This is a genomic window from Escherichia fergusonii ATCC 35469, from assembly GCF_000026225.1.
GTDB classification, from domain to species: domain Bacteria; phylum Pseudomonadota; class Gammaproteobacteria; order Enterobacterales; family Enterobacteriaceae; genus Escherichia; species Escherichia fergusonii.
In genome coordinates this window covers 3,792,424-3,814,729 of sequence record NC_011740.1, presented here as the reverse complement: position 1 = coordinate 3,814,729, position 22,306 = coordinate 3,792,424, and the positions used below count along the sequence as shown (strand labels likewise).

Genomic DNA, 22,306 nt, shown 5'->3' with positions numbered 1-22,306 from the left:
ATGTAATGACGCAACCAATGCCTGGGAAACCAGCCGAAAATGCTGAAAATGAACTGGATATTCGTGGGTTGTTTCGTACCTTGTGGGCTGGGAAGCTGTGGATTATTGGCATGGGGCTGGCGTTTGCGTTAATCGCGCTGGCGTATACTTTTTTTGCCCGACAGGAGTGGAGCGCGACGGCGATTACTGATCGTCCAACAGTGAATATGCTGGGGGGATACTACTCGCAGCAGCAATTTTTGCGTAATCTCGACGTCCGTTCAAACATGGCTTCTGTCGACCAACCTTCGGTCATGGACGAAGCCTATAAAGAGTTTGTTATGCAACTGGCCTCGTGGGATACCCGCCGCGATTTCTGGTTGCAGACAGATTATTACAAACAGCGGATGGTCGGGAACAGCAAAGCCGATGCGGCGTTGCTGGATGAAATGATCAACAATATCGTGTTTATTCCCGGTGACTTCACTCGCGCGGTCAACGACAGCGTTAAGCTGATTGCCGAAACTGCGCCTGACGCTAATAACCTGTTACGTCAGTATGTTGCTTTTGCCAGCCAGCGTGCAGCCAGCCATCTGAATGATGAGCTGAAAGGCGCATGGGCGGCGCGCACCATCCAGATGAAAGCTCAGGTGAAGCGTCAGGAAGAGGTGGCGAAAGCCATCTACGACCGCCGGTTGAACAGTATTGAACAGGCGCTGAAAATTGCCGAGCAGCATAACATCTCTCGCAGTGCGACAGATGTGCCAGCGGAGGAACTGCCTGATTCTGAGTTATTTTTACTGGGTCGTCCGATGCTCCAGGCGCGACTGGAAAATTTACAGGCCGTCGGTCCGGCCTTTGATCTCGACTATGATCAGAATCGGGCCATGTTAAACACCCTGAATGTTGGTCCAACCCTGGATCCGCGTTTTCAGACCTATCGCTATTTGCGTACGCCGGAAGAACCGGTAAAACGCGATAGCCCACGTCGTGCCTTCCTGATGATTATGTGGGGCATTGTCGGGGGTCTGATCGGGGCTGGTGTCGCATTAACCCGCCGTTGCTCGAAATAGCAACACTGCTGCGGTGAGCGCAAAGGCGCTCGCCGCTTATTCGAAGAGAATCGATGTGAAAGTACTGACTGTATTTGGTACGCGCCCGGAAGCCATCAAGATGGCGCCGTTGGTGCATGCGTTGGCAAAAGATCCTTTTTTTGAGGCTAAAGTTTGCGTCACTGCGCAGCATCGGGAGATGCTCGATCAGGTGCTGAAACTCTTTTCCATTGTACCTGACTACGATCTCAACATAATGCAGCCAGGACAGGGCCTGACAGAGATAACCTGTCGGATTCTGGAAGGGCTAAAACCAATTCTTGCCGAATTCAAACCAGACGTCGTGCTGGTTCACGGTGATACGACGACGACGCTGGCAACCAGCCTGGCAGCGTTTTATCAGCGTATTCCTGTTGGTCACGTTGAGGCTGGTCTGCGCACGGGCGATCTCTATTCGCCGTGGCCGGAAGAGGCTAACCGTACATTGACCGGGCATCTGGCGATGTATCACTTCTCTCCAACCGAAACTTCCCGGCAAAACTTGCTGCGTGAAAACGTTGCTGACAGCCGAATCTTCATTACCGGTAATACCGTTATTGATGCACTGTTATGGGTGCGTGACCAGGTGATGAGCAGCGATACGCTGCGTTCAGAACTGGCGGCAAATTATCCGTTTATCGACCCTGATAAAAAGATGATTCTGGTGACCGGTCACAGGCGTGAGAGCTTTGGTCGTGGTTTTGAAGAAATCTGCCATGCACTGGCAGACATCGCCACCACGCACCAGGACATCCAGATTGTCTATCCGGTGCATCTCAACCCGAACGTCAGAGAGCCGGTCAATCGCATTCTGGGGCACGTGAAAAATGTCATTCTGATCGATCCTCAGGAGTATTTACCGTTTGTCTGGCTGATGAACCACGCCTGGCTGATTTTGACTGACTCAGGCGGCATTCAGGAGGAAGCGCCTTCGCTGGGGAAACCGGTGCTGGTGATGCGCGATACCACCGAGCGTCCGGAAGCGGTGACGGCAGGTACGGTGCGTCTGGTAGGCACGGATAAGCAGCGAATTGTCGAGGAAGTGACGCGTCTTTTAAAAGATGAAAACGAATATCAAACTATGAGCCGTGCCCATAACCCGTATGGTGATGGTCAGGCATGCTCTCGCATTCTGGAAGCGTTAAAAAATAATCGGATATCACTATGAGTTTTGCGACCATTTCTGTTATCGGACTGGGTTATATCGGGCTGCCAACGGCGGCAGCGTTTGCCTCACGGCAAAAACAGGTGATTGGTGTCGATATCAACCAACACGCAGTTGATACCATCAATCGTGGCGAAATCCATATCGTCGAGCCTGATTTGGCGAGCGTAGTAAAAACTGCCGTAGAAGGCGGTTTTTTACGAGCGAGCACGACGCCGGTTGAAGCGGATGCCTGGCTGATTGCTGTACCCACGCCGTTTAAAGGCGATCATGAGCCAGATATGACCTACGTTGAATCGGCTGCTCGCTCCATTGCGCCAGTGCTGAAAAAAGGCGCGCTGGTGATCCTTGAATCCACCTCGCCGGTGGGGTCAACCGAGAAGATGGCAGAATGGTTAGCAGAGATGCGTCCGGACCTGACTTTCCCACAGCAGGTGGGCGAGCAAGCGGACGTCAACATTGCTTACTGCCCGGAACGCGTGTTACCGGGCCAGGTTATGGTCGAGCTGATTAAAAACGATCGCGTGATTGGTGGTATGACGCCGGTTTGTTCGGCCCGTGCCAGCGAACTGTACAAAATTTTCCTCGAAGGTGAGTGTGTCGTCACTAACTCACGGACGGCGGAAATGTGTAAACTCACCGAGAACAGCTTCCGCGATGTGAATATCGCTTTTGCTAACGAACTGTCGCTGATTTGCGCCGATCAGGGGATTAACGTCTGGGAACTGATTCGCCTGGCGAATCGCCACCCACGCGTCAATATTCTTCAACCTGGCCCTGGCGTGGGTGGTCACTGCATCGCTGTTGATCCGTGGTTTATCGTGGCACAGAATCCGCAGCAGGCGCGGCTTATCCGTACCGCGCGTGAAGTGAACGATCACAAACCGTTCTGGGTGATTGATCAGGTCAAAGCGGCGGTTGCCGACTGCCTGGCCGCTACCGATAAACGCGCCAGTGAGCTGAAAATTGCCTGTTTTGGTCTGGCGTTTAAACCGAATATTGATGACCTGCGCGAAAGTCCGGCGATGGAAATCGCTGAATTGATCGCTCAGTGGCACAGCGGCGAAACGCTGGTTGTTGAGCCTAACATTCACCAGTTGCCGAACAAACTGAATGGGCTTTGTACTCTGGCGCAGCTTGACGAGGCGCTGGCAACGGCAGATGTGCTGGTGATGTTGGTCGATCATAGTCAGTTCAAAGTTATCAATGGCGACAACGTTCATCAGCAGTATGTCGTCGATGCCAAAGGAGTCTGGCGCTAATGAGAAAGATTCTGATAACAGGCGGTGCCGGGTTTATTGGCTCGGCGCTGGTGCGTTATATCATCAACGAGACGAACGATGCGGTGGTGGTGGTCGATAAGCTGACTTACGCCGGAAACCTGATGTCGTTGGCACCAGTCGCGCAAAGCGATCGCTTTGCCTTTGAGAAAGTTGATATCTGCGATCGGGCAGAACTGGCGCGTGTTTTCACAGAACATCAGCCAGACTGCGTCATGCATCTGGCAGCTGAAAGCCATGTTGACCGTTCTATTGACGGCCCGGCAGCGTTTATCGAAACCAACATTGTCGGGACTTATACACTGCTTGAAGCGGCGCGGGCTTACTGGAATGCGCTGGCAGAAGACAAAAAATCGGCGTTCCGTTTTCATCATATCTCCACCGATGAAGTATACGGTGACCTACATTCCACAGATGATTTCTTCACCGAAACCACGCCGTATTCGCCGAGCAGCCCTTATTCTGCTTCAAAAGCCAGCAGCGACCATCTGGTGCGCGCCTGGCTGCGGACCTACGGCCTGCCGACGTTAATCACCAACTGCTCTAATAACTACGGTCCTTACCACTTTCCTGAAAAGCTGATCCCGCTGATGATTCTCAACGCGCTGGCGGGTAAACCGCTGCCGGTATATGGCAATGGGCAGCAAATCCGTGACTGGTTATATGTTGAAGATCATGCCCGCGCGCTGTATTGCGTGGTGACCACCGGGAAAGTCGGTGAAACCTATAATATTGGTGGTCACAACGAGCGTAAGAATCTCGAGGTTGTGGAAACCATTTGCGAGCTGCTGGAAGAACTGGCCCCGAATAAACCGCACGGTGTGGCGCACTATCGCGATCTGATTACCTTTGTCGCTGACCGTCCAGGGCATGACCTACGCTATGCCATTGATGCTGCGAAAATTGCCCGTGAACTTGGCTGGCTGCCGCAGGAAACCTTTGAAAGTGGAATGCGTAAAACAGTGCAGTGGTATCTGGCTAATGAAAGCTGGTGGAAGCAGGTGCAGGACGGCAGCTATCAGGGTGAGCGTTTAGGTCTGAACGGCTAATTCTCAGCGGAGGCAAACATGAAAGGTATTATCCTGGCGGGCGGTTCCGGCACCCGATTGCATCCGATTACGCGCGGCGTATCGAAGCAACTATTGCCGATTTACGATAAGCCAATGATTTACTATCCGCTGTCGGTGCTGATGCTGGCCGGTATCCGCGAAATTCTCATCATCACCACGCCGGAAGATAAAGGTTATTTCCAGCGCCTGCTGGGCGATGGTAGTGAGTTCGGTATCCAGCTGGAATATGCCGAACAGCCCAGCCCGGACGGTCTTGCACAGGCATTTATCATCGGTGAAACCTTCCTTAATGGTGAGCCATCTTGTCTGGTGCTGGGCGATAACATCTTCTTCGGTCAGGGCTTCAGTCCGAAGCTGCGCCATGTTGCGGCGCGCACGCAAGGGGCGACGGTATTTGGCTATCAGGTAATGGATCCAGAACGCTTTGGCGTCGTGGAGTTTGACGACAATTTCCGCGCTATCTCTCTGGAAGAAAAGCCAAAACAGCCAAAATCAAACTGGGCGGTGACCGGGCTTTATTTCTACGACAGTAAAGTTGTGGAGTACGCAAAGCAGGTGAAGCCGTCGGAGCGTGGTGAACTGGAGATTACCTCCATCAACCAGATGTACCTTGAGGCAGGCAACCTGACCGTTGAACTCCTCGGGCGCGGATTTGCCTGGCTGGACACCGGCACACACGACAGCCTGATTGAAGCCAGTACCTTTGTACAGACGGTGGAAAAACGCCAGGGCTTTAAGATTGCCTGCCTGGAAGAGATTGCCTGGCGTAACGGCTGGCTCGATGACGAAGGTGTGAAGCGTGCTGCCAGTTCATTAGCGAAAACTGGCTACGGCCAATATCTGCTGGAGTTACTCCGTGCCCGTCCGCGCCAGTATTGAACCACTAGCCTGGGAAAATGCCTTCTTTGGCGTTAACAGCGCTATCGTGCGCATCACTCCTGATGCGCCACTCCTGACGCCAGACGCTTTAGCGCCGTGGTCACGAGTACAGGCCAAAATTACTGCATCAAATACTGTTGAGCTGGATGCCTTGCAACAGCTGGGATTCTGCCTGGTTGAAGGTGAAGTTGATTTGGCGCTACCCGTGAACAATGTCAGTGATAGCGGCGCAGAAGTGGCACAAGAGACAGATATTCCCGCATTACGTCAGTTAGCCAGCGCCGCATTTGCGCAAAGCCGTTTTCGTGCGCCGTGGTATGCGCCTGACGCCAGCGGTCGCTTTTATGCGCAGTGGGTTGAAAATGCCGTGCGCGGCACCTTTGATCATCAATGCCTCATTTTACGTTCGGCGTCCGGCGATATTCGCGGCTATGTCTCTTTACGGGAACTCAATGCGACAGATGCGCGAATTGGCCTGCTGGCTGGACGCGGTGCAGGTGCTGAGCTGATGCAAACAGCGCTAAACTGGGCGTATGCTCGCGGTAAAACAACTTTGCGGGTGGCGACCCAGATGGGCAACACCGCCGCGCTTAAACGATACATACAAAGTGGTGCGAATGTAGAAAGCACCGCGTACTGGTTATACAGGTGATCACATGATTCCATTTAACGCACCGCCGGTGGTGGGAACCGAACTCGACTATATGCAGTCGGCAATGGGTAGCGGCAAACTGTGTGGCGATGGCGGTTTTACCCGTCGCTGTCAGCAGTGGCTGGAACAACGTTTTGGCAGCGCCAAAGTGCTGTTGACGCCGTCCTGCACCGCTTCTCTGGAGATGGCGGCGCTGCTGCTCGATATCCAGCCTGGCGATGAAGTGATCATGCCGAGCTACACCTTTGTCTCCACCGCCAATGCCTTTGTGCTGCGTGGCGCGAAAATCGTCTTTGTGGATGTTCGCCCGGACACCATGAATATCGACGAAACGCTGATTGAAGCGGCGATCACCGACAAAACGCGCGTTATCGTGCCGGTGCATTACGCAGGCGTGGCCTGTGAAATGGACACCATTATGGCGTTGGCGAAAAAGTATAACCTGTTTGTGGTGGAAGATGCCGCTCAGGGCGTGATGTCCACTTACAAAGGGCGTGCGCTGGGAACCATTGGTCATATTGGCTGCTTTAGCTTCCATGAAACCAAAAATTACACGGCGGGCGGTGAAGGCGGCGCGACGCTGATCAACGATAAGGCATTGATCGAACGAGCCGAAATCATCCGGGAAAAAGGGACTAACCGCAGCCAGTTCTTCCGTGGTCAGGTTGATAAATATACCTGGCGCGATATTGGCTCCAGCTATTTGATGTCCGATCTGCAAGCCGCGTACCTGTGGGCGCAACTGGAAGCTGCGGATCGTATCAACCAGCAACGTCTGGCGCTGTGGCAAAACTACTACGATGCGTTAGCGCCTCTGGCGAAAGCCGGGCGTATCGAGCTACCATCGATTCCGGATGGCTGCGTGCAGAATGCGCATATGTTCTACATTAAACTGCGGGATATTGATGACCGGAGCGCGTTGATTAACTTTCTGAAAGAAGCGGAAATCATGGCGGTGTTCCATTATATTCCGCTGCACGGTTGCCCTGCGGGGGAACGCTTTGGTGAGTTCCACGGTGAAGATCGCTACACCACCAAAGAGAGCGAGCGCCTGCTGCGCCTGCCGCTGTTCTACAACCTGTCGCCCGTCAATCAGCGTACGGTAATTGCGACCTTGTTGAATTACTTCTCCTGATATGTCGTTGGCAAAAGCGTCCTTATGGACGGCGGCCAGTACACTGGTCAAGATTGGTGCCGGGTTACTGGTCGGTAAGTTGCTGGCGGTGTCATTTGGTCCGGCGGGGCTTGGGCTGGCGGCAAATTTCCGCCAGTTGATTACCGTGCTCGGTGTGCTTGCTGGGGCAGGCATCTTTAACGGCGTAACCAAATACGTTGCCCAGTACCATGATAATCCGCAGCAGCTGCGCCGCGTGGTCGGCACTTCATCAGCGATGGTGCTTGGCTTCTCTACGCTGATGGCGCTGGTTTTTGTGCTGGCGGCAGCGCCAATTAGCCAGGGATTGTTTGGTAATACCGACTATGTGGGGCTGGTGCGTTTAGTGGCGCTGGTGCAAATGGGGATCGCCTGGGGCAACCTGTTGCTGGCGCTGATGAAAGGCTTTCGCGATGCTGCAGGTAATGCGTTATCGCTGATTGTCGGCAGCCTGATTGGCGTAATTGCTTATTATGTCAGTTACCGTTTGGGCGGTTATGAAGGGGCATTGCTGGGGCTGGCGCTGATTCCCGCGTTGGTGGTGATTCCTGCCGTCATCATGTTGATCAAACGTGGTGCCATCCCGTTAAGCTATCTGAAACCCAGCTGGGATAACGGCCTGGCTGGGCAGTTGAGCAAATTTACGCTCATGGCGTTGATTACGTCGGTGACCTTGCCCGTTGCGTACATCATGATGCGTAAACTGTTGGCGGCGCAGTATAGCTGGGATGAAGTGGGTATCTGGCAAGGGGTGAGCAGTATTTCCGATGCCTACCTGCAATTTATTACGGCATCGTTCAGCGTATATTTGCTGCCCACGTTGTCGCGGCTAACGGAAAAGCGCGATATCACCCGGGAAGTGGTTAAATCGCTGAAATTCGTCTTACCGGCGGTAGCTGTGGCGAGTTTTACCGTCTGGTTGCTGCGTGATTTTGCTATCTGGCTGCTGTTGTCGAATAAATTTACCGCTATGCGCGATCTCTTTGCCTGGCAGTTGGTGGGCGATGTATTAAAAGTGGGCGCTTATGTCTTTGGTTATCTGGTGATCGCCAAAGCGTCACTGCGGTTTTATATTCTGGCGGAAGTCAGCCAGTTCACTTTATTGATGGTATTTGCCCACTGGCTAATCCCCGCGCATGGCGCACTGGGCGCGGCGCAGGCCTACATGGCAACCTATATCGTCTATTTTTCTCTTTGTTGTGGAGTATTTTTACTCTGGCGTAGGCGGGCATGACTGTACTGATTCACGTACTGGGATCGGATATCCCTCACCATAACCAAACCGTTCTGCGGTTTTTCAACGACGTGCTGGCCGCGACGAGCGAGAATGCGCGCGAGTTTATGGTTGTTGGCAAGGACGACGGCCTAATTGATAGCTGTCCGGCGCTTTCTGTGCAATTTTTCCCTGGGAAAAAATCGCTGGCGGAAGCGGTCATTGCGAAAGCAAAAGCTAACCGTCAGCAGCGATTTTTCTTCCACGGTCAGTTCAATCCCAAACTGTGGCTGGCCCTGCTGAGTGGGGGCATTAAGCCCAGCCAGTTTTACTGGCATATCTGGGGGGCAGACCTGTATGAGCTTTCCAGTGGCTTGAGATATAAGCTTTTTTATCCGCTGCGCCGTCTGGCGCAAAAGCGAGTCGGCTGTGTATTTGCCACTCGCGGTGATTTGAGTTTTTTTGCCAAAACGCATCCAAAGGTGCGGGGCGAACTGCTGTACTTCCCGACGCGGATGGACCCTTCTCTCAATACGATGGCGAACGATCGCCAACGTGAAGGGAAAATGACCATTCTGGTGGGGAACTCCGGCGACCGCAGCAATGAGCATGTCGCCGCCTTACGCGCCGTTCATCAGCAATTTGGCGATACTGTAAAAGTGGTTGTACCGATGGGATATCCGCCTAATAACGAAGCGTACATCGAGGAAGTTCGTCAGGCGGGGCTGGCGTTATTCAGCGAAGAAAATCTGCAAGTTCTGAGCGAAAAACTGGAATTTGACGCCTATCTGACGCTACTTCGTCAGTGCGATCTCGGTTACTTTATTTTTGCCCGCCAGCAGGGCATTGGTACGCTGTGCTTACTTATTCAGGCGGGTATTCCTTGTGTGCTTAACCGGGAAAATCCGTTCTGGCAGGATATGACGGAACAGCATTTGCCGGTGCTGTTTACTACCGACGATCTCAACGAGGATATTGTGCGTGAAGCGCAGCGCCAGCTTGCGTCGGTGGATAAAAACACCATTGCCTTCTTTAGCCCGAACTATCTGCAAGGCTGGCAGCGGGCGTTGGCGATTGCCGCCGGGGAGGTCGCATGAGTCTGCTGCAATTCAGTGGCCTGTTTGTTGTCTGGCTGCTCTGCACGCTGTTTATTGCCACGCTGACCTGGTTTGAGTTTCGCCGTGTGCGCTTTAACTTCAATGTCTTCTTTTCATTGCTGTTTTTGCTCACCTTTTTCTTCGGCTTTCCGCTGACCAGCGTGCTGGTATTTCGCTTTGATGTTGGTGTCGCGCCGCCAGAAATCTTGTTACAGGCGTTGCTTTCTGCGGGCTGCTTCTATGCGGTTTACTACGTCACTTACAAAACCCGCCTACGCAAACGCACTACCGATGTACCGCGCCGCCCATTGTTTACCATGAACCGCGTGGAGACCAATCTCACATGGGTGATTCTGATGGGCATTGCGTTGGTAAGCGTCGGCATCTTCTTCATGCACAACGGATTTTTGCTGTTCCGGCTTAACTCCTACAGTCAGATCTTCTCCAGTGAAGTCTCCGGCGTGGCGTTAAAGCGCTTCTTTTACTTTTTCATCCCGGCGATGCTGGTGGTCTACTTTCTGCGCCAGGACAGCAAAGCGTGGCTGTTTTTCCTCGTCAGCACGGTAGCGTTTGGCTTGTTGACTTACATGATTGTCGGCGGCACTCGCGCCAATATTATCATCGCATTTGCTATCTTCCTGTTTATTGGCATTATTCGCGGCTGGATTTCGTTGTGGATGCTGGCGGCGGCGGGCGTGCTGGGGATTGTGGGCATGTTCTGGCTGGCGCTAAAACGCTATGGAATGAATGTGAGCGGCGATGAAGCGTTCTATACGTTTCTCTATCTCACTCGCGACACCTTCTCGCCGTGGGAGAATCTGGCGTTGCTGTTGCAGAACTACGACAACATCGACTTCCAGGGCCTGGCTCCCATTGTCCGCGATTTCTATGTCTTTATCCCTTCCTGGCTGTGGCCGGGTCGCCCGAGTATGGTGCTGAACTCCGCCAACTACTTTACCTGGGAAGTTCTGAATAACCACTCTGGTCTGGCGATCTCGCCTACGCTTATTGGTTCACTAGTGGTGATGGGCGGCGCGCTGTTTATTCCTCTGGGGGCGATCGTGGTTGGTCTGATCATCAAATGGTTCGACTGGCTGTATGAGCTGGGTAACCGCGAAACTAATCGCTATAAGGCTGCGATATTGCACAGTTTCTGCTTCGGGGCGATCTTCAATATGATCGTACTGGCGCGTGAAGGGCTGGACTCGTTTGTCTCACGCGTGGTCTTTTTTATCGTGGTCTTCGGCGCATGTCTGATGATCGCAAAACTGTTGTACTGGCTTTTTGAAAGCGCCGGACTCATTCATAAACGTACAAAATCATCGCTCCGGACGCAGGTTGAAGGATAACAATGAATAACAACACCACAGCACCGACCTATACGTTGCGTGGCTTGCAGTTAATCGGTTGGCGTGATATGCAGCACGCTCTCGATTATCTGTTTGCTGACGGGCAGCTTAAGCAGGGAACGTTGGTTGCCATTAATGCCGAAAAAATGCTGACCATTGAAGATAACGCCGAGGTCAGGGCGTTAATTAATGCTGCCGAATTTAAATATGCTGATGGCATCAGCGTTGTACGTTCAGTACGTAAAAAGTACCCGCAGGCACAGGTTTCCCGCGTTGCCGGGGCCGATCTCTGGGAAGAGCTGATGGCGCGCGCAGGCAAAGAAGGGACGCCGGTATTTCTTGTGGGCGGTAAACCTGAAGTGCTGGCGCAAACTGAAGCTAAACTGCGCAATCAGTGGAATGTGAATATCGTTGGCAGTCAGGATGGTTATTTTAAACCCGAGCAGCGTCAGGCGCTGTTTGAACGCATTCATGCCAGCGGAGCGCAAATCGTCACCGTTGCGATGGGATCGCCAAAGCAGGAGATCTTCATGCGCGACTGCCGTCTGGTGCATCCGGATGCGCTGTATATGGGCGTTGGCGGGACTTACGATGTTTTCACCGGTCACGTGAAACGCGCACCGAAAATCTGGCAAACGCTGGGGCTGGAGTGGCTCTACCGCCTGCTTTCGCAGCCGAGCCGCATTAAGCGTCAGCTTCGTTTGCTGCGTTATTTACGCTGGCATTACACCGGCAACCTCTGATTTTCCTCTCTCTGTAAAGCGACGGAGTGGTCACTTCGTCGCCTGCCTGTCTTTTTATTACACAAAGCATTCAAATTTTTAATGCTTTATTTGCCATTTCTCCTGAATTACGAAAACATTCGCAACACTCGATGTACCCATAACGATAACCGGTAACACCGGAAAGCATGCAAACACAACACGAGGATTTATGGCAGATAACAAACCAGAGCTACAGCGTGGGCTGGAAGCTCGACATATCGAACTCATCGCCCTGGGGGGCACCATTGGCGTCGGCCTGTTTATGGGGGCCGCCAGTACCCTGAAATGGGCCGGGCCATCCGTATTGTTGGCCTATATCATCGCCGGGCTGTTCGTCTTTTTCATCATGCGTTCAATGGGCGAAATGTTGTTCCTCGAACCGGTTACCGGTTCGTTCGCCGTTTATGCGCATCGTTATATGAGCCCGTTTTTTGGCTATCTCACCGCCTGGTCTTACTGGTTTATGTGGATGGCGGTGGGGATCTCAGAAATCACCGCCATTGGCGTTTATGTCCAGTTCTGGTTCCCGGAGATGGCGCAGTGGATACCCGCATTGATCGCGGTGGCGCTGGTAGCGTTGGCGAATCTGGCGGCAGTGCGGTTGTACGGCGAAATCGAATTCTGGTTCGCGATGATCAAAGTCACCACGATTATCGTGATGATTGTCATTGGCCTGGGCGTAATTTTCTTTGGTTTTGGCAATGGCGGGCAGTCGATTGGTTTTAGCAATCTCACAGAGCATGGCGGTTTCTTTGCGGGTGGCTGGAAAGGGTTCCTGACCGCATTGTGTATTGTGGTGGCGTCCTACCAGGGCGTGGAGCTGATTGGCATTACGGCCGGTGAAGCGAAGAATCCGCAGGTGACACTGCGTAGTGCCGTTGGCAAAGTGCTGTGGCGAATCCTGATTTTCTACGTAGGTGCGATTTTCGTTATTGTCACCATCTTCCCGTGGAATGAAATTGGCAGCAACGGCAGCCCGTTCGTACTGACTTTCGCCAAAATCGGCATTACCGCAGCGGCGGGTATTATCAACTTTGTGGTGCTGACGGCTGCGCTCTCTGGCTGTAACAGCGGCATGTACAGTTGCGGACGTATGCTCTACGCGCTGGCGAAAAACCGTCAGTTACCGGCGGCGATGGCGAAAGTTTCCCGTCAAGGTGTTCCGGTTGCAGGCGTGGCGGTATCAATTGCTATTCTGTTAATTGGCTCATGCCTGAACTATATCATTCCCAATCCACAGCGTGTGTTTGTCTATGTCTACAGTGCCAGCGTGCTTCCGGGGATGGTGCCATGGTTTGTGATTTTGATAAGCCAGTTGCGTTTTCGTCGAGCGCACAAAGCGGCGATTGCCAGCCATCCGTTCCGCTCAATCCTGTTCCCGTGGGCCAACTACGTAACAATGGCATTCCTGATTTGCGTTTTGATCGGCATGTACTTTAATGAAGATACGCGTATGTCACTGTTTGTCGGCATCATCTTTATGCTGGCGGTGACGGCAATTTATAAAGTTTTTGGACTTAATCGCCACGGTAAAGCGCATAAGCTGGATGAATAATCGGCAAAACGCACAAACCGTAACCAAACGCGCAATTTATTTAAAAAGGGACTAGACAGAGGGGTGGGAAGTCCGTATTATCCACCCCCGCAACGGCGCTAAGCGCCCGTAGCTCAGCTGGATAGAGCGCTGCCCTCCGGAGGCAGAGGTCTCAGGTTCGAATCCTGTCGGGCGCGCCATTTAGTCCCGGCGCTTGAGCTGCGGTGGTAGTAATACCGCGTAACAAGATTTGTAGTGGTGGCTATAGCTCAGTTGGTAGAGCCCTGGATTGTGATTCCAGTTGTCGTGGGTTCGAATCCCATTAGCCACCCCATTATTAGAAGTTGTGACAATGCGAAGGTGGCGGAATTGGTAGACGCGCTAGCTTCAGGTGTTAGTGTCCTTACGGACGTGGGGGGTTCAAGTCCCCCCCCTCGCACCACGACTTTAAAGAATTGAACTAAAAATTCAAAAAGCAGTATTTCGGCGAGTAGCGCAGCTTGGTAGCGCAACTGGTTTGGGACCAGTGGGTCGGAGGTTCGAATCCTCTCTCGCCGACCAATTTTGAACCCCGCTTCGGCGGGGTTTTTTGTTTTCTGTGCATTTCATCACTCTCCCTTCGCAAGAAACGCCCGTAGTCACTCATTGCTACACGGTATGATTTCGCCCTTAACGTATTGAAGGATGACTTCAGGCAAGGAGCGACCATGCTGCAACAGGTTCCAACGCGTGCTTTTCATGTGATGGCGAAACCAAGCGGTTCCGATTGTAATCTGAACTGTGACTACTGTTTTTATCTCGAAAAACAATCCCTTTACCGCGAAAAGCCAGTTGCGCATATGGACGATGACACGCTGGAAGCGTATGTCCGTCACTATATCGCTGCCAGCGAACCCCAAAACGAAGTGGCTTTTACCTGGCAGGGCGGCGAACCAACGTTACTCGGGCTGGATTTTTACCGCCGTGCCGTGGCGCTACAGGCGAAATATGGTGCTGACAGGAAGATAAGTAACAGCTTCCAGACTAACGGTGTGCTGCTTGATGATGAGTGGTGTGCATTTCTGGCAGAAAATCATTTTCTTGTTGGGTTATCGCTGGACGGTCCGGCTGAGATCCACAATCAATATCGCGTGACCAAAGGTGGCAGACCCACGCATAAGCTGGTGATGCGTGCCCTGACGCTCCTGCAAAAACATCATGTCGACTATAACGTGCTGGTTTGTGTCAACTGCACCAGCGTGCAGCAACCGTTACAGGTTTATGATTTTTTGTGCGATGCAGGCGTGGAGTTCATCCAGTTTATTCCGGTGGTGGAGCGTCTGGCTGATGAAACAGCCGCCCGCCATGGACTGAAATTACATGCGCCTGGCGATATTCAGGGTGAGCTGACAGAATGGTCGGTGCGCCCCGATGAATTCGGTGAGTTTCTGGTGGCAATTTTTGACCACTGGATCAAACGTGACGTCGGCAAGATTTTCGTGATGAATATCGAATGGGCGTTTGCCAATTTTGTCGATGCGCCGGGTGCGGTTTGCCATCATCAGCCGACCTGTGGACGCTCGGTGATTGTCGAACACAACGGCGACGTTTACGCCTGCGATCACTATGTTTATCCGCAATATCGACTGGGGAATATGCTTCAGCAGACAATTGCAGAAATGGTAGATTCCCCGCAACAGCAGGTGTTTGGTGAAGATAAATTTAAGCAGTTACCGGCGCAGTGTCGCAGTTGTAACGTGTTAAAAGCATGTTGGGGAGGCTGTCCGAAACACCGCTTCATGCTCGATACCAGCGGTAAACCGGGGCTGAATTATTTGTGTGCCGGGTATCAGCGTTATTTCCGCCATCTACCGCCATATCTTAAAGCCATGGCTGATTTGCTGGCGCACGGTCGCCCGGCCAGCGACATTATGCAGGCGCATTTGATGGTGGTGAATAAGTAAAAAAGCGGCCGTTTGGAGGCCGCCTGTGGTTGATTGCCGGATGTGTCAGCATCGCATCCGGCAAAGGCAGAGCAGAGCGATAGTGCTGAATTAATCAGATTTAATCTGCGCGCGTGGTGGATATTTTTTCAGGATCTCCATATACGCGTGCATTTCCGTTTGCAGTGGTACACCCATCGGAATATGGCGCACGCCTATAGAATCGCTTTCCTGCGGATCGGTGTACAGGTTAAATACCGATGATCCCGCCGTTTGCATAACCGTGCCGGTGAATCCACCCTGATATCCGCTCTGGGTATAAGCGTATGGCTGTTGGATTAGTACGTGATATTTAAACTCATCCATACGCACAGCAGAAAGTTTGCCATTGAGGAAGTAGTGCTCGGCCTTACGGTTAGACTGACCATTTGTTCCCAGGAAGAAAGATGTCTGGTCCACACCATCAATAAAGGTGGTTTTCGGCACTAAATTCGCCACTTTCGCTCCAGGATGTCCTGCCAGATCCAGCGCGGTTGGGAAGAGATCCGCCAGATCGACAATACCGTCAGATTTACGCGGTTGGATCATGCCTTTCCAGTAAACGAAAGTTGGTACGCGAACGCCGCCTTCCCATGTAGAACCTTTCGCACCGCGGAACGGTGTGCGACCGTGCGGCGGAACTTCGGCTTCCGGACCGTTATCAGAGGTGAACACAATCAGCGTGTTATCAAGCTGACCGTTTTTCTCCAGTGCTTTATACAGATTGGCGAAGATATCGTTCATCTCCACCATGCAGTCGCCGTAAGAGGTGCGCGCCGGAGAGCTACCCGCATATTTCGCATTTGGGTAGTTATCGAAGTGACAGCCGCGAGTGCCGTAGTAGAGGAAGAAAGGCTTATCGCTCTTCGCCATCTTGTCGAGGAACTTAACGCCATATTCCATCCAGCGTTGATCCAGGTCTTCCATATATTTTGGCGTAATGTCAGCAATGGCCTGTTGTTCGCCGCCGCGCACGGCATGAACATCATCTTTGCTAAATGGTAATTGCTTGATGTATTCAGAACGGTCCGGACTCAGGGCGACTTCCGGGTTGACGTGAACATCGCGCCATTCGGTATACATATCGGACACTGAGTTGAAGCCACGGAAATCATCAAATCCGACGTTCTGCGGCTGCGACTCTTTGTTTTCCCCCATATGCCATTTTCCGATAGCCTGGGTGACGTAACCTTGGTCGTGCAGCAATTGCGGCAGGGTGGTTAACCCTTGCAGACCGCCCGGTTGCCCGTACATTGGCGGCATCAGAATGCCGTGGTGGATGGAGTATTGTCCGGTGAGAATGGTGGCGCGGGTAGGGGAAGAACTTGGTTGAGAATACGCAGAGGTTAAAATCAATCCCTGGCTGGCAACGGCGTCAATATCTGGCGTTGGGTTACCTACCGCCACGCCACCGCCATTAAAGCCGACATCCATCCAGCCCACGTCATCCAGCAGGAAGATAACCACATTGGGCTTCTTACCGGTTTTTTTCTCAAGTTCTGCCAGCTTCTGCTGGGTTTCTTTGTCTTGTGCGGGATGCTGCATTACCGGCATCATGTTGTCGGCAATTTTGGTTGCAGGTTTAACCAGATACTGGTTTGGGTGATCGTAACCAGCAAAACCCTCACGCGCGGTGGCGGTTGACGGGGTATCTGCAGCGTTGGCCAGTAAAGGAATAGCCGCAGCGACTGCGACCACAATAAGTTTGGGTGAAAAGGAAATTTCCATGCAAAATGCTCCGGTTTCATGTCATCCAGAATATGGCGTAAATAAACATTACTGAAATAATTCATCACGACATCAGCATTCCATTTCATACAAAAATATATAATCTATAAATATATATATAATGAATAATTACTAATGGCGTGAGAACATTTTTTATCCTACGCTGATGGCATGAATTTAGTAAGCATCGGATTAATTATCTTGTTGATTATTCATGCACTTTTGCTTTTCCGGAGTAGATGTATTTATTTAATTTATATTTATTTGTTGATTAATCCATATTAATAATTATATTTATCTTGTCTGCTATAAAAATATTCATTTCGTTTATGAATAATCAGCAACTTTTTCCGAAAGATGTCAGGAATACGTACGGTTCAGAGTCATCTCATTTCTGGGTAAAGGGATGTTATTCTTCTGAATGATATGTCATAATATAAGAGTAGATGCTCATTCCATCTCTTATGTTCGCCTTAGTGCCTCATAAACTCAGGAATGACGCAGAGCCGTTTACGGTGCTTATCGTCCACTGACAGATGTCGCTTATGCCTCATCAAACACCATGGACATAACGTTGAGTGAAGCACCCAATTGTTGTCAAACAGACCTGTTTTAACGCCTGCTCCGTAATAAGAGCAGGCGTTTTTTTATGGCTGAATAAACAACAGGCTACGTCGCTCCTGTGTCATTGGTTGTGCATTTAGCACCCTTACAAGAGAGCCTACCGTGACGATGGGAAGAAACTGATTAGTCTCTAGTCCTGTTAAATCGCGTCCGCAGCGAGCGGCGATATCTTCGACCAGCTCTTCTAACTCAACGACATCGTTTACCAAATCCAGATCTTCGTCCAGTTTATCGTCGGCTTTAAGTGGCAGTGGGTAACCGATATAGCCGTTTTCTTGCAAGGTATTCCACACAGCCCGAATGATCCATGTATCTACGGTTCGGGGGTCAAACTGGCGTGCGAACTGACAAATGGAAAGTCCCTGACGTTTATCGGCCATGATTCGCCGCTTCTCGAGGAGCTTTATTTTCTCCTGTTTCGCAGCGGCTATCAGAAACACAATAAAAAGTGTTAACCAGAAAATTAAGGTGTTGCCCGTACGCACGAAGGAAATAATCAACCAGCTTAGGCCAGCCAGAGCAGCGCATATCAAAAAGCAAAGCAACAACCTTGCCCGAACAGGATTAATTTCAGGCGATGGCAAGCGGAAAAGCGAGTGGGACGGCATACGCATTTTGACATCCTTGTAAAAAATATCGCCTCTGAACGAGGCGATATAAATTACTGTGGCGGGTTGTTCTGCAACGTCAGCATCAAGCCATCGCGGCGCATTTCTGCGGCTTCTTCCGGCTTGTGCAGTCTGTCCAGCGCGTCGGCAAGCCATGCGTAATCGTAGGCGTCCGGACGTTGTTTCAGCGCTGCGCGGAAGGCGAGCGATGCTTCCTGCCATTCTCCGTGCTTCATCAGCGACTGACCCAGTGTGCTCCACAGCAGCGGACGATCGCCCACGTTTTTGATCTGTTGGCGCAGCACTTTTTCAAGCTGTTCCGGGTTATTGGTTTTCAGGCGCGGGATCGGCAGCAGCAGGCGATCGTCATACTGGCGTTTCAGGCCGTCGATGATAATTTGCTGGGCAGTATCATGATCGTCACACTCAATAAGATGTTCCGCCATTGCCACCTGCAACGCCACCTGTTGACGCGTTTTCCTGCTTTGGTTTTTCCACCAGTTTCGCAAACCTTCGCTACCGTCATCGGCACGCGCCTGATCCATCAGGCCAATCCATGCCTGTTGTTCCAGCATTGCACGATGTTCTTCATCGCCAACGTGGGCTTTCGCCATCGATGGGATAATATCCAGCAGCGAACTCCATGCACCGGTGCGGATATACGCTTGTTCCGCCAGACGCAGCACTTCTGGATGGCGTGGCGTAATTTCCAGCAACTTATCCACACCGTGGCGAGCGGCGTGATTTTCATTACGGGCCAGTTGCAGACGCACACGGGTGATTTCCACCGGGATGGTGTCGTTACCTGCCAGCTCTGCGGCGCGTTCCAGATGCTGATTGGCGCGCGCTTCATCACCACGTTGTTGCGCGGCTTCGGCAGCCAGCAGATAGTTCACCACCGGCTGTTCAGCGTGATCGGCATTTTTCGCCATCAGTTTTTCAACTTGCTGATAATCACCTTCAGCAAGTTTCAGTAGCGCCTGTTCGGTCTGCTTACGCGCACGGCGACGCTTACGTCCGACAAACCACCCGCGGGTGTGTGCGCCGGTGCGGAAGATCCGTCGCAGTAGCCACTCAATGGCAAACAGCACCACCATCGCCAGAATCAAAATAATCGCCAGGCCAGTGACGCTGGTTTCGATATTGTAGGTATCGGTCTGGATCAGTACATAACCCTGATGCCCGGCAATCATCGGGCCGACCACGATCCCCGCAATCAGCAACACAAAGAGCAATAACACTTTTAACATGGTTATTCTCCTTGCGGCGCAGCTGCCGGAGTATCGACTTGTGGAGCAGGAGTCGGTTCCGTTGCTGGAGCAGCAGGTTGTGCCAGCAGGTTACGTACGCGCGTTTGCATCAGTTTTTCCAGAATTGCCTGGCTTTGCAGGGTTTCCGGCACATCCATTGAGATATTCTGCTGACTTAACTGATCCACCTCATCAAGGAACGCTTTGGTGGTAGCGTCATCAGTATCGTAATACGCCCGCACCCAGGTGGAGACATTCTCCAGCGCCTGGCGGTAGGTTTCTTCCTGATGACGTGGTACGGCCTGTGCGGCAACCAGCAGGCGAGAACGAATATTTTCACGCAAATAGATATCTTGATTTGGCGCGAGCAGAGGTACAGCTGTGTCATCACGGCGACGAATGGTAATAAAGCTGTCCATAAAGTTTTGCCAGCTTTTTTGCAGGTTAATGCGCCATTCGCTAATGGAACTGGAAAGCTCACTATCGTCCGAGTCCATTGGCGAACCATCAGGGTCTTTATCTGCGAGACGTAAGTTATCTACCTGATTAGACAGCTGATTCAGTTTGAGGATGATGCCATCATAGTCCACCTGTTCAACGGCAGAGAGGCTGGCGATATCATCAGTAATCGCACGGCGAGCAGCGATCAAACTTGGATCATTCATATCGGCCAGGCTGGCGTCTGCGCTTTTAAGCAGTGCTGCGGCAGTTGTGGCATCCTGATCACTCCACAATTTCCGCCCGGCGAGTTTGACGAGAAAATCTGCTTGCGCCAGCAGCCAGGTTTTCGCATCGCTACCAGAAATAGTGGCCACTTTTTGCTGAACTTCAGCCAACTGTTTTTCCAGCACTTGTTGCTGTTGAGTCGCCTGCGCCAGCTGAACTGCTTGCTGTTTGATGATACCTTCCAGTTCTGCCTTTTGGCTTTCCTGCGCTTTTTGTAACGCTGTAACCTGCAAAGCCAGTGCTTCGCTGGTGGCAGTTTGATTAACAGACTGCTGTTTACCCCAGCCATAAAGCCCAACGCCTGCCGCCAGTGCAATGGCAATAGCCACAGCACTCAGGACCAGCGCGGTACTGTTTTTACTTTTTTTCTCAGCAACTACTGGCTGTGGTGGGGTATCCACGTTCTCCCTGGTTTCTTCAACCACGGCGGAGGATTTTTCTTGTTCCGTCATTATGGCTTCCCATTATGAGAGTTATTGTAATGCGCGTAGTAGCGCATCGTTGTCGGCGTTATCAGCGATCTGAATGTCTTGCCAACCCAGTTCCTGGGCAAGGATCGCCAGACGCTCACTGACGACCAGTAGCCGACAGCGTAGTAACCAGTGCTCACGATACCACTGTGGAATCAGCGACCAGAGTTGTTGCAGCATTTCACCGCTGGTTACAACGACGGTTGTTACGCCGCGAGACTGCCAGCGCATTGCTTCTTCCGCACCATCGTAATGCTTCGCACTGCGTTGATAACATTCACAAAAAGTAACGTCGGCACCACGTGATGTCAGCGTCTGACCGATCAATTCACGGCCGCCGTTACCGCGCAAAATCAGTGCGCGTTTTCCCGCAATACTTTGTAATTCCGGTAATTGTAGCAAGACTTCGCTGATTTCCCGATCTTGTGGATAGCGAATCTTATGTCCGCTTACGGTGTGCAGGGCGAGAGCGGTAGTACGGCCAATAGCGAAATAATGCGGAAGTGATGGCCAGTTTAGCCCCTGCTGTTGCAACTGCGCATGGGCGAATGACACTGCATGTTGAGAAAGTGCAAAGAGCAGATCGTTATCGCCAAGTGTTTCCAGATGGCGGGAGAGCGTAGGCAGCTCCCGGCCAGGGGTAAATTCAATCAGTGGAAAGCTCCAGGCCACCTTGCCCAGTGTGCGCAGACGGCTCACTAATTCTTCCCCGGCGGGAGACGGGCGGGTGACCAGAATACTCATACGGGGGCATCTCCGTTATATACATCAGCGAGAATCGCCCGTGCGCCGTTATTGAGCAGTTCTTCTGCCAGCGAAATACCCATTTTTTCGGCGTCCTGCGGCGAACCACGGCGTTCACCACGAATCATCTGCGAACCATCCGGTGCGCCAACCAATGCTCTTAACCAAATCTCACCGCCAATTAGCTCCGCATAGCTACCAATCGGCACCTGACAACCACCTTCAAGACGGGTGTTCATAGCGCGTTCGGCGGTGACACGCAGCGCGGTTTCAGGATGATTAAGCGCGGCGAGTAGCTCGCGGGTGCGCGTATCATCAAGGCGACACTCAATACCTACCGCACCTTGTCCTACCGCGGGTAGTGATACTTCAGGCGGCAGCGCATCACGAATGCGTGATTCCAGCCCTAAACGTTTTAATCCGGCTACGGCAAGAATAATGGCATCGTATTCGCCGTTATCCAGCTTACTAAGGCGTGTACCGACATTGCCACGCAGTGAACGGATAATCAGATCCGGGCGGCGTTCCGCCAACTGGCACTGACGGCGTAAACTCGACGTTCCAACGATACTGCCTGCTGGCAGCTCATCCAGACTGGCATATTTGTTCGAAACAAACGCATCGCGGGGATCTTCGCGTTCACAAATTGTGACCAGGCCCAGACCTTGTGGGAATTCGACCGGCACATCTTTCATCGAATGCACAGCAATATCCGCACGGTTTTCCAGCAATGCGACTTCAAGCTCTTTTACGAATAAACCTTTACCGCCAACTTTTGCCAGCGGTGTATCCAGAATGACATCGCCACGAGTGACCATTGGCACCAGTTCCACTGTCAATCCAGGGTGTTTGGCCATCAGCGCATCTTTAACGTAATGTGCCTGCCAGAGTGCAAGAGGGCTTTGCCGCGTGGCAATTCTTAAAACATTGTCTAACATGCTTGTTACCGTCGTTATCTTCCGTGAACCA

At 52.0% G+C, this 22,306-nt stretch carries 19 protein-coding genes and 4 tRNA genes; 17 read left to right on the top strand and 6 right to left on the bottom strand.

Annotation, left to right across the window (positions count from 1 at the left end; genetic code table 11):
- Nucleotides 1–5: 5 nt before the first annotated feature.
- From wzzE to EFER_RS18545, 17 genes are all read left to right on the top strand, one after another.
- The gene (wzzE, locus tag EFER_RS18625) at nt 6–1,052 is read left to right on the top strand and encodes an ECA polysaccharide chain length modulation protein (protein WP_000193463.1); all 1,047 of its coding nucleotides are present in this window, start codon (nt 6–8) and stop codon (nt 1,050–1,052) included.
- 55 nt (nt 1,053–1,107) lie between these two features.
- Nucleotides 1,108–2,238, top strand: coding sequence for a non-hydrolyzing UDP-N-acetylglucosamine 2-epimerase (gene wecB / locus EFER_RS18620; protein ID WP_000866672.1), 1,131 nt, complete (start codon nt 1,108–1,110; stop codon nt 2,236–2,238).
- Nucleotides 2,235–3,497 (top strand): UDP-N-acetyl-D-mannosamine dehydrogenase, encoded by a 1,263-nt coding sequence (gene wecC, locus EFER_RS18615; protein ID WP_000006623.1) that lies wholly within the window; start codon nt 2,235–2,237, stop codon nt 3,495–3,497. Before wecB ends, wecC begins: the two co-directional genes overlap by 4 nt.
- Nucleotides 3,497–4,564: a dTDP-glucose 4,6-dehydratase gene (rffG, locus tag EFER_RS18610; protein WP_001226577.1), complete on the top strand. Its 1,068-nt coding sequence runs from the start codon at nt 3,497–3,499 to the stop codon at nt 4,562–4,564. The genes wecC and rffG overlap by 1 nt, the downstream gene beginning before the upstream one ends.
- An 18-nt stretch (nt 4,565–4,582) precedes the next feature.
- A complete protein-coding gene (rfbA, locus tag EFER_RS18605) occupies nt 4,583–5,464 on the top strand; it encodes a glucose-1-phosphate thymidylyltransferase RfbA (protein WP_000676063.1) in 882 nt (293 codons plus the stop codon).
- The gene (gene rffC / locus EFER_RS18600) at nt 5,442–6,116 is read left to right on the top strand and encodes a dTDP-4-amino-4,6-dideoxy-D-galactose acyltransferase (protein ID WP_001145145.1); all 675 of its coding nucleotides are present in this window, start codon (nt 5,442–5,444) and stop codon (nt 6,114–6,116) included. The genes rfbA and rffC overlap by 23 nt, the downstream gene beginning before the upstream one ends.
- A 4-nt stretch (nt 6,117–6,120) precedes the next feature.
- Nucleotides 6,121–7,251 (top strand): dTDP-4-amino-4,6-dideoxygalactose transaminase, encoded by a 1,131-nt coding sequence (gene rffA / locus EFER_RS18595; RefSeq protein ID WP_000612062.1) that lies wholly within the window; start codon nt 6,121–6,123, stop codon nt 7,249–7,251.
- A 1-nt stretch (nt 7,252) separates the two neighbouring features.
- Nucleotides 7,253–8,503: a lipid III flippase WzxE gene (gene wzxE, locus EFER_RS18590; protein ID WP_000050278.1), complete on the top strand. Its 1,251-nt coding sequence runs from the start codon at nt 7,253–7,255 to the stop codon at nt 8,501–8,503.
- On the top strand, nt 8,500–9,579 hold the full coding sequence (rffT, locus tag EFER_RS18585; RefSeq protein WP_000217211.1) for a TDP-N-acetylfucosamine:lipid II N-acetylfucosaminyltransferase: 1,080 nt from the start codon (nt 8,500–8,502) through the stop codon (nt 9,577–9,579). Before wzxE ends, rffT begins: the two co-directional genes overlap by 4 nt.
- Complete coding sequence (gene wzyE, locus EFER_RS18580) at nt 9,576–10,928, top strand: ECA oligosaccharide polymerase (protein WP_000055118.1); 1,353 nt, start codon at nt 9,576–9,578, stop codon at nt 10,926–10,928. The genes rffT and wzyE overlap by 4 nt, the downstream gene beginning before the upstream one ends.
- Before the next feature lie 2 nt (nt 10,929–10,930).
- A complete protein-coding gene (gene wecG / locus EFER_RS18575; RefSeq protein ID WP_001064029.1) occupies nt 10,931–11,671 on the top strand; it encodes a lipopolysaccharide N-acetylmannosaminouronosyltransferase in 741 nt (246 codons plus the stop codon).
- Between the two features lie 190 nt (nt 11,672–11,861).
- The gene (gene thrP, locus EFER_RS18570; RefSeq protein WP_000774736.1) at nt 11,862–13,247 is read left to right on the top strand and encodes a bifunctional threonine/serine APC transporter ThrP; all 1,386 of its coding nucleotides are present in this window, start codon (nt 11,862–11,864) and stop codon (nt 13,245–13,247) included.
- Nucleotides 13,248–13,349: 102 nt separating this feature from the next.
- Nucleotides 13,350–13,426, top strand: a tRNA-Arg gene (locus tag EFER_RS18565).
- 58 nt (nt 13,427–13,484) lie between these two features.
- Nucleotides 13,485–13,560: transfer RNA gene (locus tag EFER_RS18560), tRNA-His, on the top strand.
- A gap of 20 nt (nt 13,561–13,580) precedes the next feature.
- Nucleotides 13,581–13,668: transfer RNA gene (locus EFER_RS18555), tRNA-Leu, on the top strand.
- A gap of 42 nt (nt 13,669–13,710) precedes the next feature.
- A tRNA-Pro gene (locus EFER_RS18550) sits at nt 13,711–13,787 on the top strand.
- A 146-nt stretch (nt 13,788–13,933) separates the two neighbouring features.
- The gene (locus EFER_RS18545) at nt 13,934–15,169 is read left to right on the top strand and encodes an anaerobic sulfatase maturase (protein ID WP_000941503.1); all 1,236 of its coding nucleotides are present in this window, start codon (nt 13,934–13,936) and stop codon (nt 15,167–15,169) included.
- A gap of 90 nt (nt 15,170–15,259) precedes the next feature.
- Here the strand turns inward: EFER_RS18545 and aslA are convergent, their stop codons facing one another.
- The 6 genes from aslA to hemC form a co-directional block, all read right to left on the bottom strand.
- Complete coding sequence (gene aslA, locus EFER_RS18540) at nt 15,260–16,915, bottom strand: arylsulfatase AslA (protein ID WP_000406035.1); 1,656 nt, start codon at nt 16,913–16,915, stop codon at nt 15,260–15,262.
- Between the two features lie 647 nt (nt 16,916–17,562).
- The gene (locus tag EFER_RS18535) at nt 17,563–18,153 is read right to left on the bottom strand and encodes a hypothetical protein (protein ID WP_001242765.1); all 591 of its coding nucleotides are present in this window, start codon (nt 18,151–18,153) and stop codon (nt 17,563–17,565) included.
- A 47-nt stretch (nt 18,154–18,200) separates the two neighbouring features.
- Complete coding sequence (hemY, locus tag EFER_RS18530) at nt 18,201–19,397, bottom strand: protoheme IX biogenesis protein HemY (RefSeq protein WP_000921812.1); 1,197 nt, start codon at nt 19,395–19,397, stop codon at nt 18,201–18,203.
- Nucleotides 19,398–19,399: 2 nt separating this feature from the next.
- Complete coding sequence (gene hemX / locus EFER_RS18525) at nt 19,400–20,575, bottom strand: uroporphyrinogen-III C-methyltransferase (protein ID WP_000138979.1); 1,176 nt, start codon at nt 20,573–20,575, stop codon at nt 19,400–19,402.
- 21 nt (nt 20,576–20,596) lie between these two features.
- Nucleotides 20,597–21,337 carry a uroporphyrinogen-III synthase gene (gene hemD / locus EFER_RS18520; protein WP_000026044.1) on the bottom strand — a complete coding sequence of 247 codons (741 nt, stop codon included), beginning with the start codon at nt 21,335–21,337 and terminating at the stop codon, nt 20,597–20,599.
- A complete protein-coding gene (gene hemC / locus EFER_RS18515) occupies nt 21,334–22,275 on the bottom strand; it encodes a hydroxymethylbilane synthase (RefSeq protein WP_000886612.1) in 942 nt (313 codons plus the stop codon). The genes hemD and hemC overlap by 4 nt, the downstream gene beginning before the upstream one ends.
- Nucleotides 22,276–22,306: the final 31 nt, after the last annotated feature.

Excerpts from the sequence above, each read along its gene's own strand:
- wzzE (WP_000193463.1), top strand. The coding sequence starts at position 6 with ATGACGCAACCAATGCCTGGGAAACCAGCCGAAAATGCTGAAAATGAA.
- wecC (WP_000006623.1), top strand. The coding sequence starts at position 2,235 with ATGAGTTTTGCGACCATTTCTGTTATCGGACTGGGTTATATCGGGCTG.
- rffG (WP_001226577.1), top strand. The coding sequence starts at position 3,497 with ATGAGAAAGATTCTGATAACAGGCGGTGCCGGGTTTATTGGCTCGGCG.
- rfbA (WP_000676063.1), top strand. The coding sequence starts at position 4,583 with ATGAAAGGTATTATCCTGGCGGGCGGTTCCGGCACCCGATTGCATCCG.
- rffA (WP_000612062.1), top strand. The coding sequence starts at position 6,121 with ATGATTCCATTTAACGCACCGCCGGTGGTGGGAACCGAACTCGACTAT.
- wzxE (WP_000050278.1), top strand. The coding sequence starts at position 7,253 with ATGTCGTTGGCAAAAGCGTCCTTATGGACGGCGGCCAGTACACTGGTC.
- rffT (WP_000217211.1), top strand. The coding sequence starts at position 8,500 with ATGACTGTACTGATTCACGTACTGGGATCGGATATCCCTCACCATAAC.
- wzyE (WP_000055118.1), top strand. The coding sequence starts at position 9,576 with ATGAGTCTGCTGCAATTCAGTGGCCTGTTTGTTGTCTGGCTGCTCTGC.
- wecG (WP_001064029.1), top strand. The coding sequence starts at position 10,931 with ATGAATAACAACACCACAGCACCGACCTATACGTTGCGTGGCTTGCAG.
- thrP (WP_000774736.1), top strand. The coding sequence starts at position 11,862 with ATGGCAGATAACAAACCAGAGCTACAGCGTGGGCTGGAAGCTCGACAT.
- EFER_RS18545 (WP_000941503.1), top strand. The coding sequence starts at position 13,934 with ATGCTGCAACAGGTTCCAACGCGTGCTTTTCATGTGATGGCGAAACCA.
- aslA (WP_000406035.1), bottom strand. The coding sequence starts at position 16,915 with ATGGAAATTTCCTTTTCACCCAAACTTATTGTGGTCGCAGTCGCTGCG.
- EFER_RS18535 (WP_001242765.1), bottom strand. The coding sequence starts at position 18,153 with ATGCGTATGCCGTCCCACTCGCTTTTCCGCTTGCCATCGCCTGAAATT.
- hemY (WP_000921812.1), bottom strand. The coding sequence starts at position 19,397 with ATGTTAAAAGTGTTATTGCTCTTTGTGTTGCTGATTGCGGGGATCGTG.
- hemX (WP_000138979.1), bottom strand. The coding sequence starts at position 20,575 with ATGACGGAACAAGAAAAATCCTCCGCCGTGGTTGAAGAAACCAGGGAG.
- hemD (WP_000026044.1), bottom strand. The coding sequence starts at position 21,337 with ATGAGTATTCTGGTCACCCGCCCGTCTCCCGCCGGGGAAGAATTAGTG.
- hemC (WP_000886612.1), bottom strand. The coding sequence starts at position 22,275 with ATGTTAGACAATGTTTTAAGAATTGCCACGCGGCAAAGCCCTCTTGCA.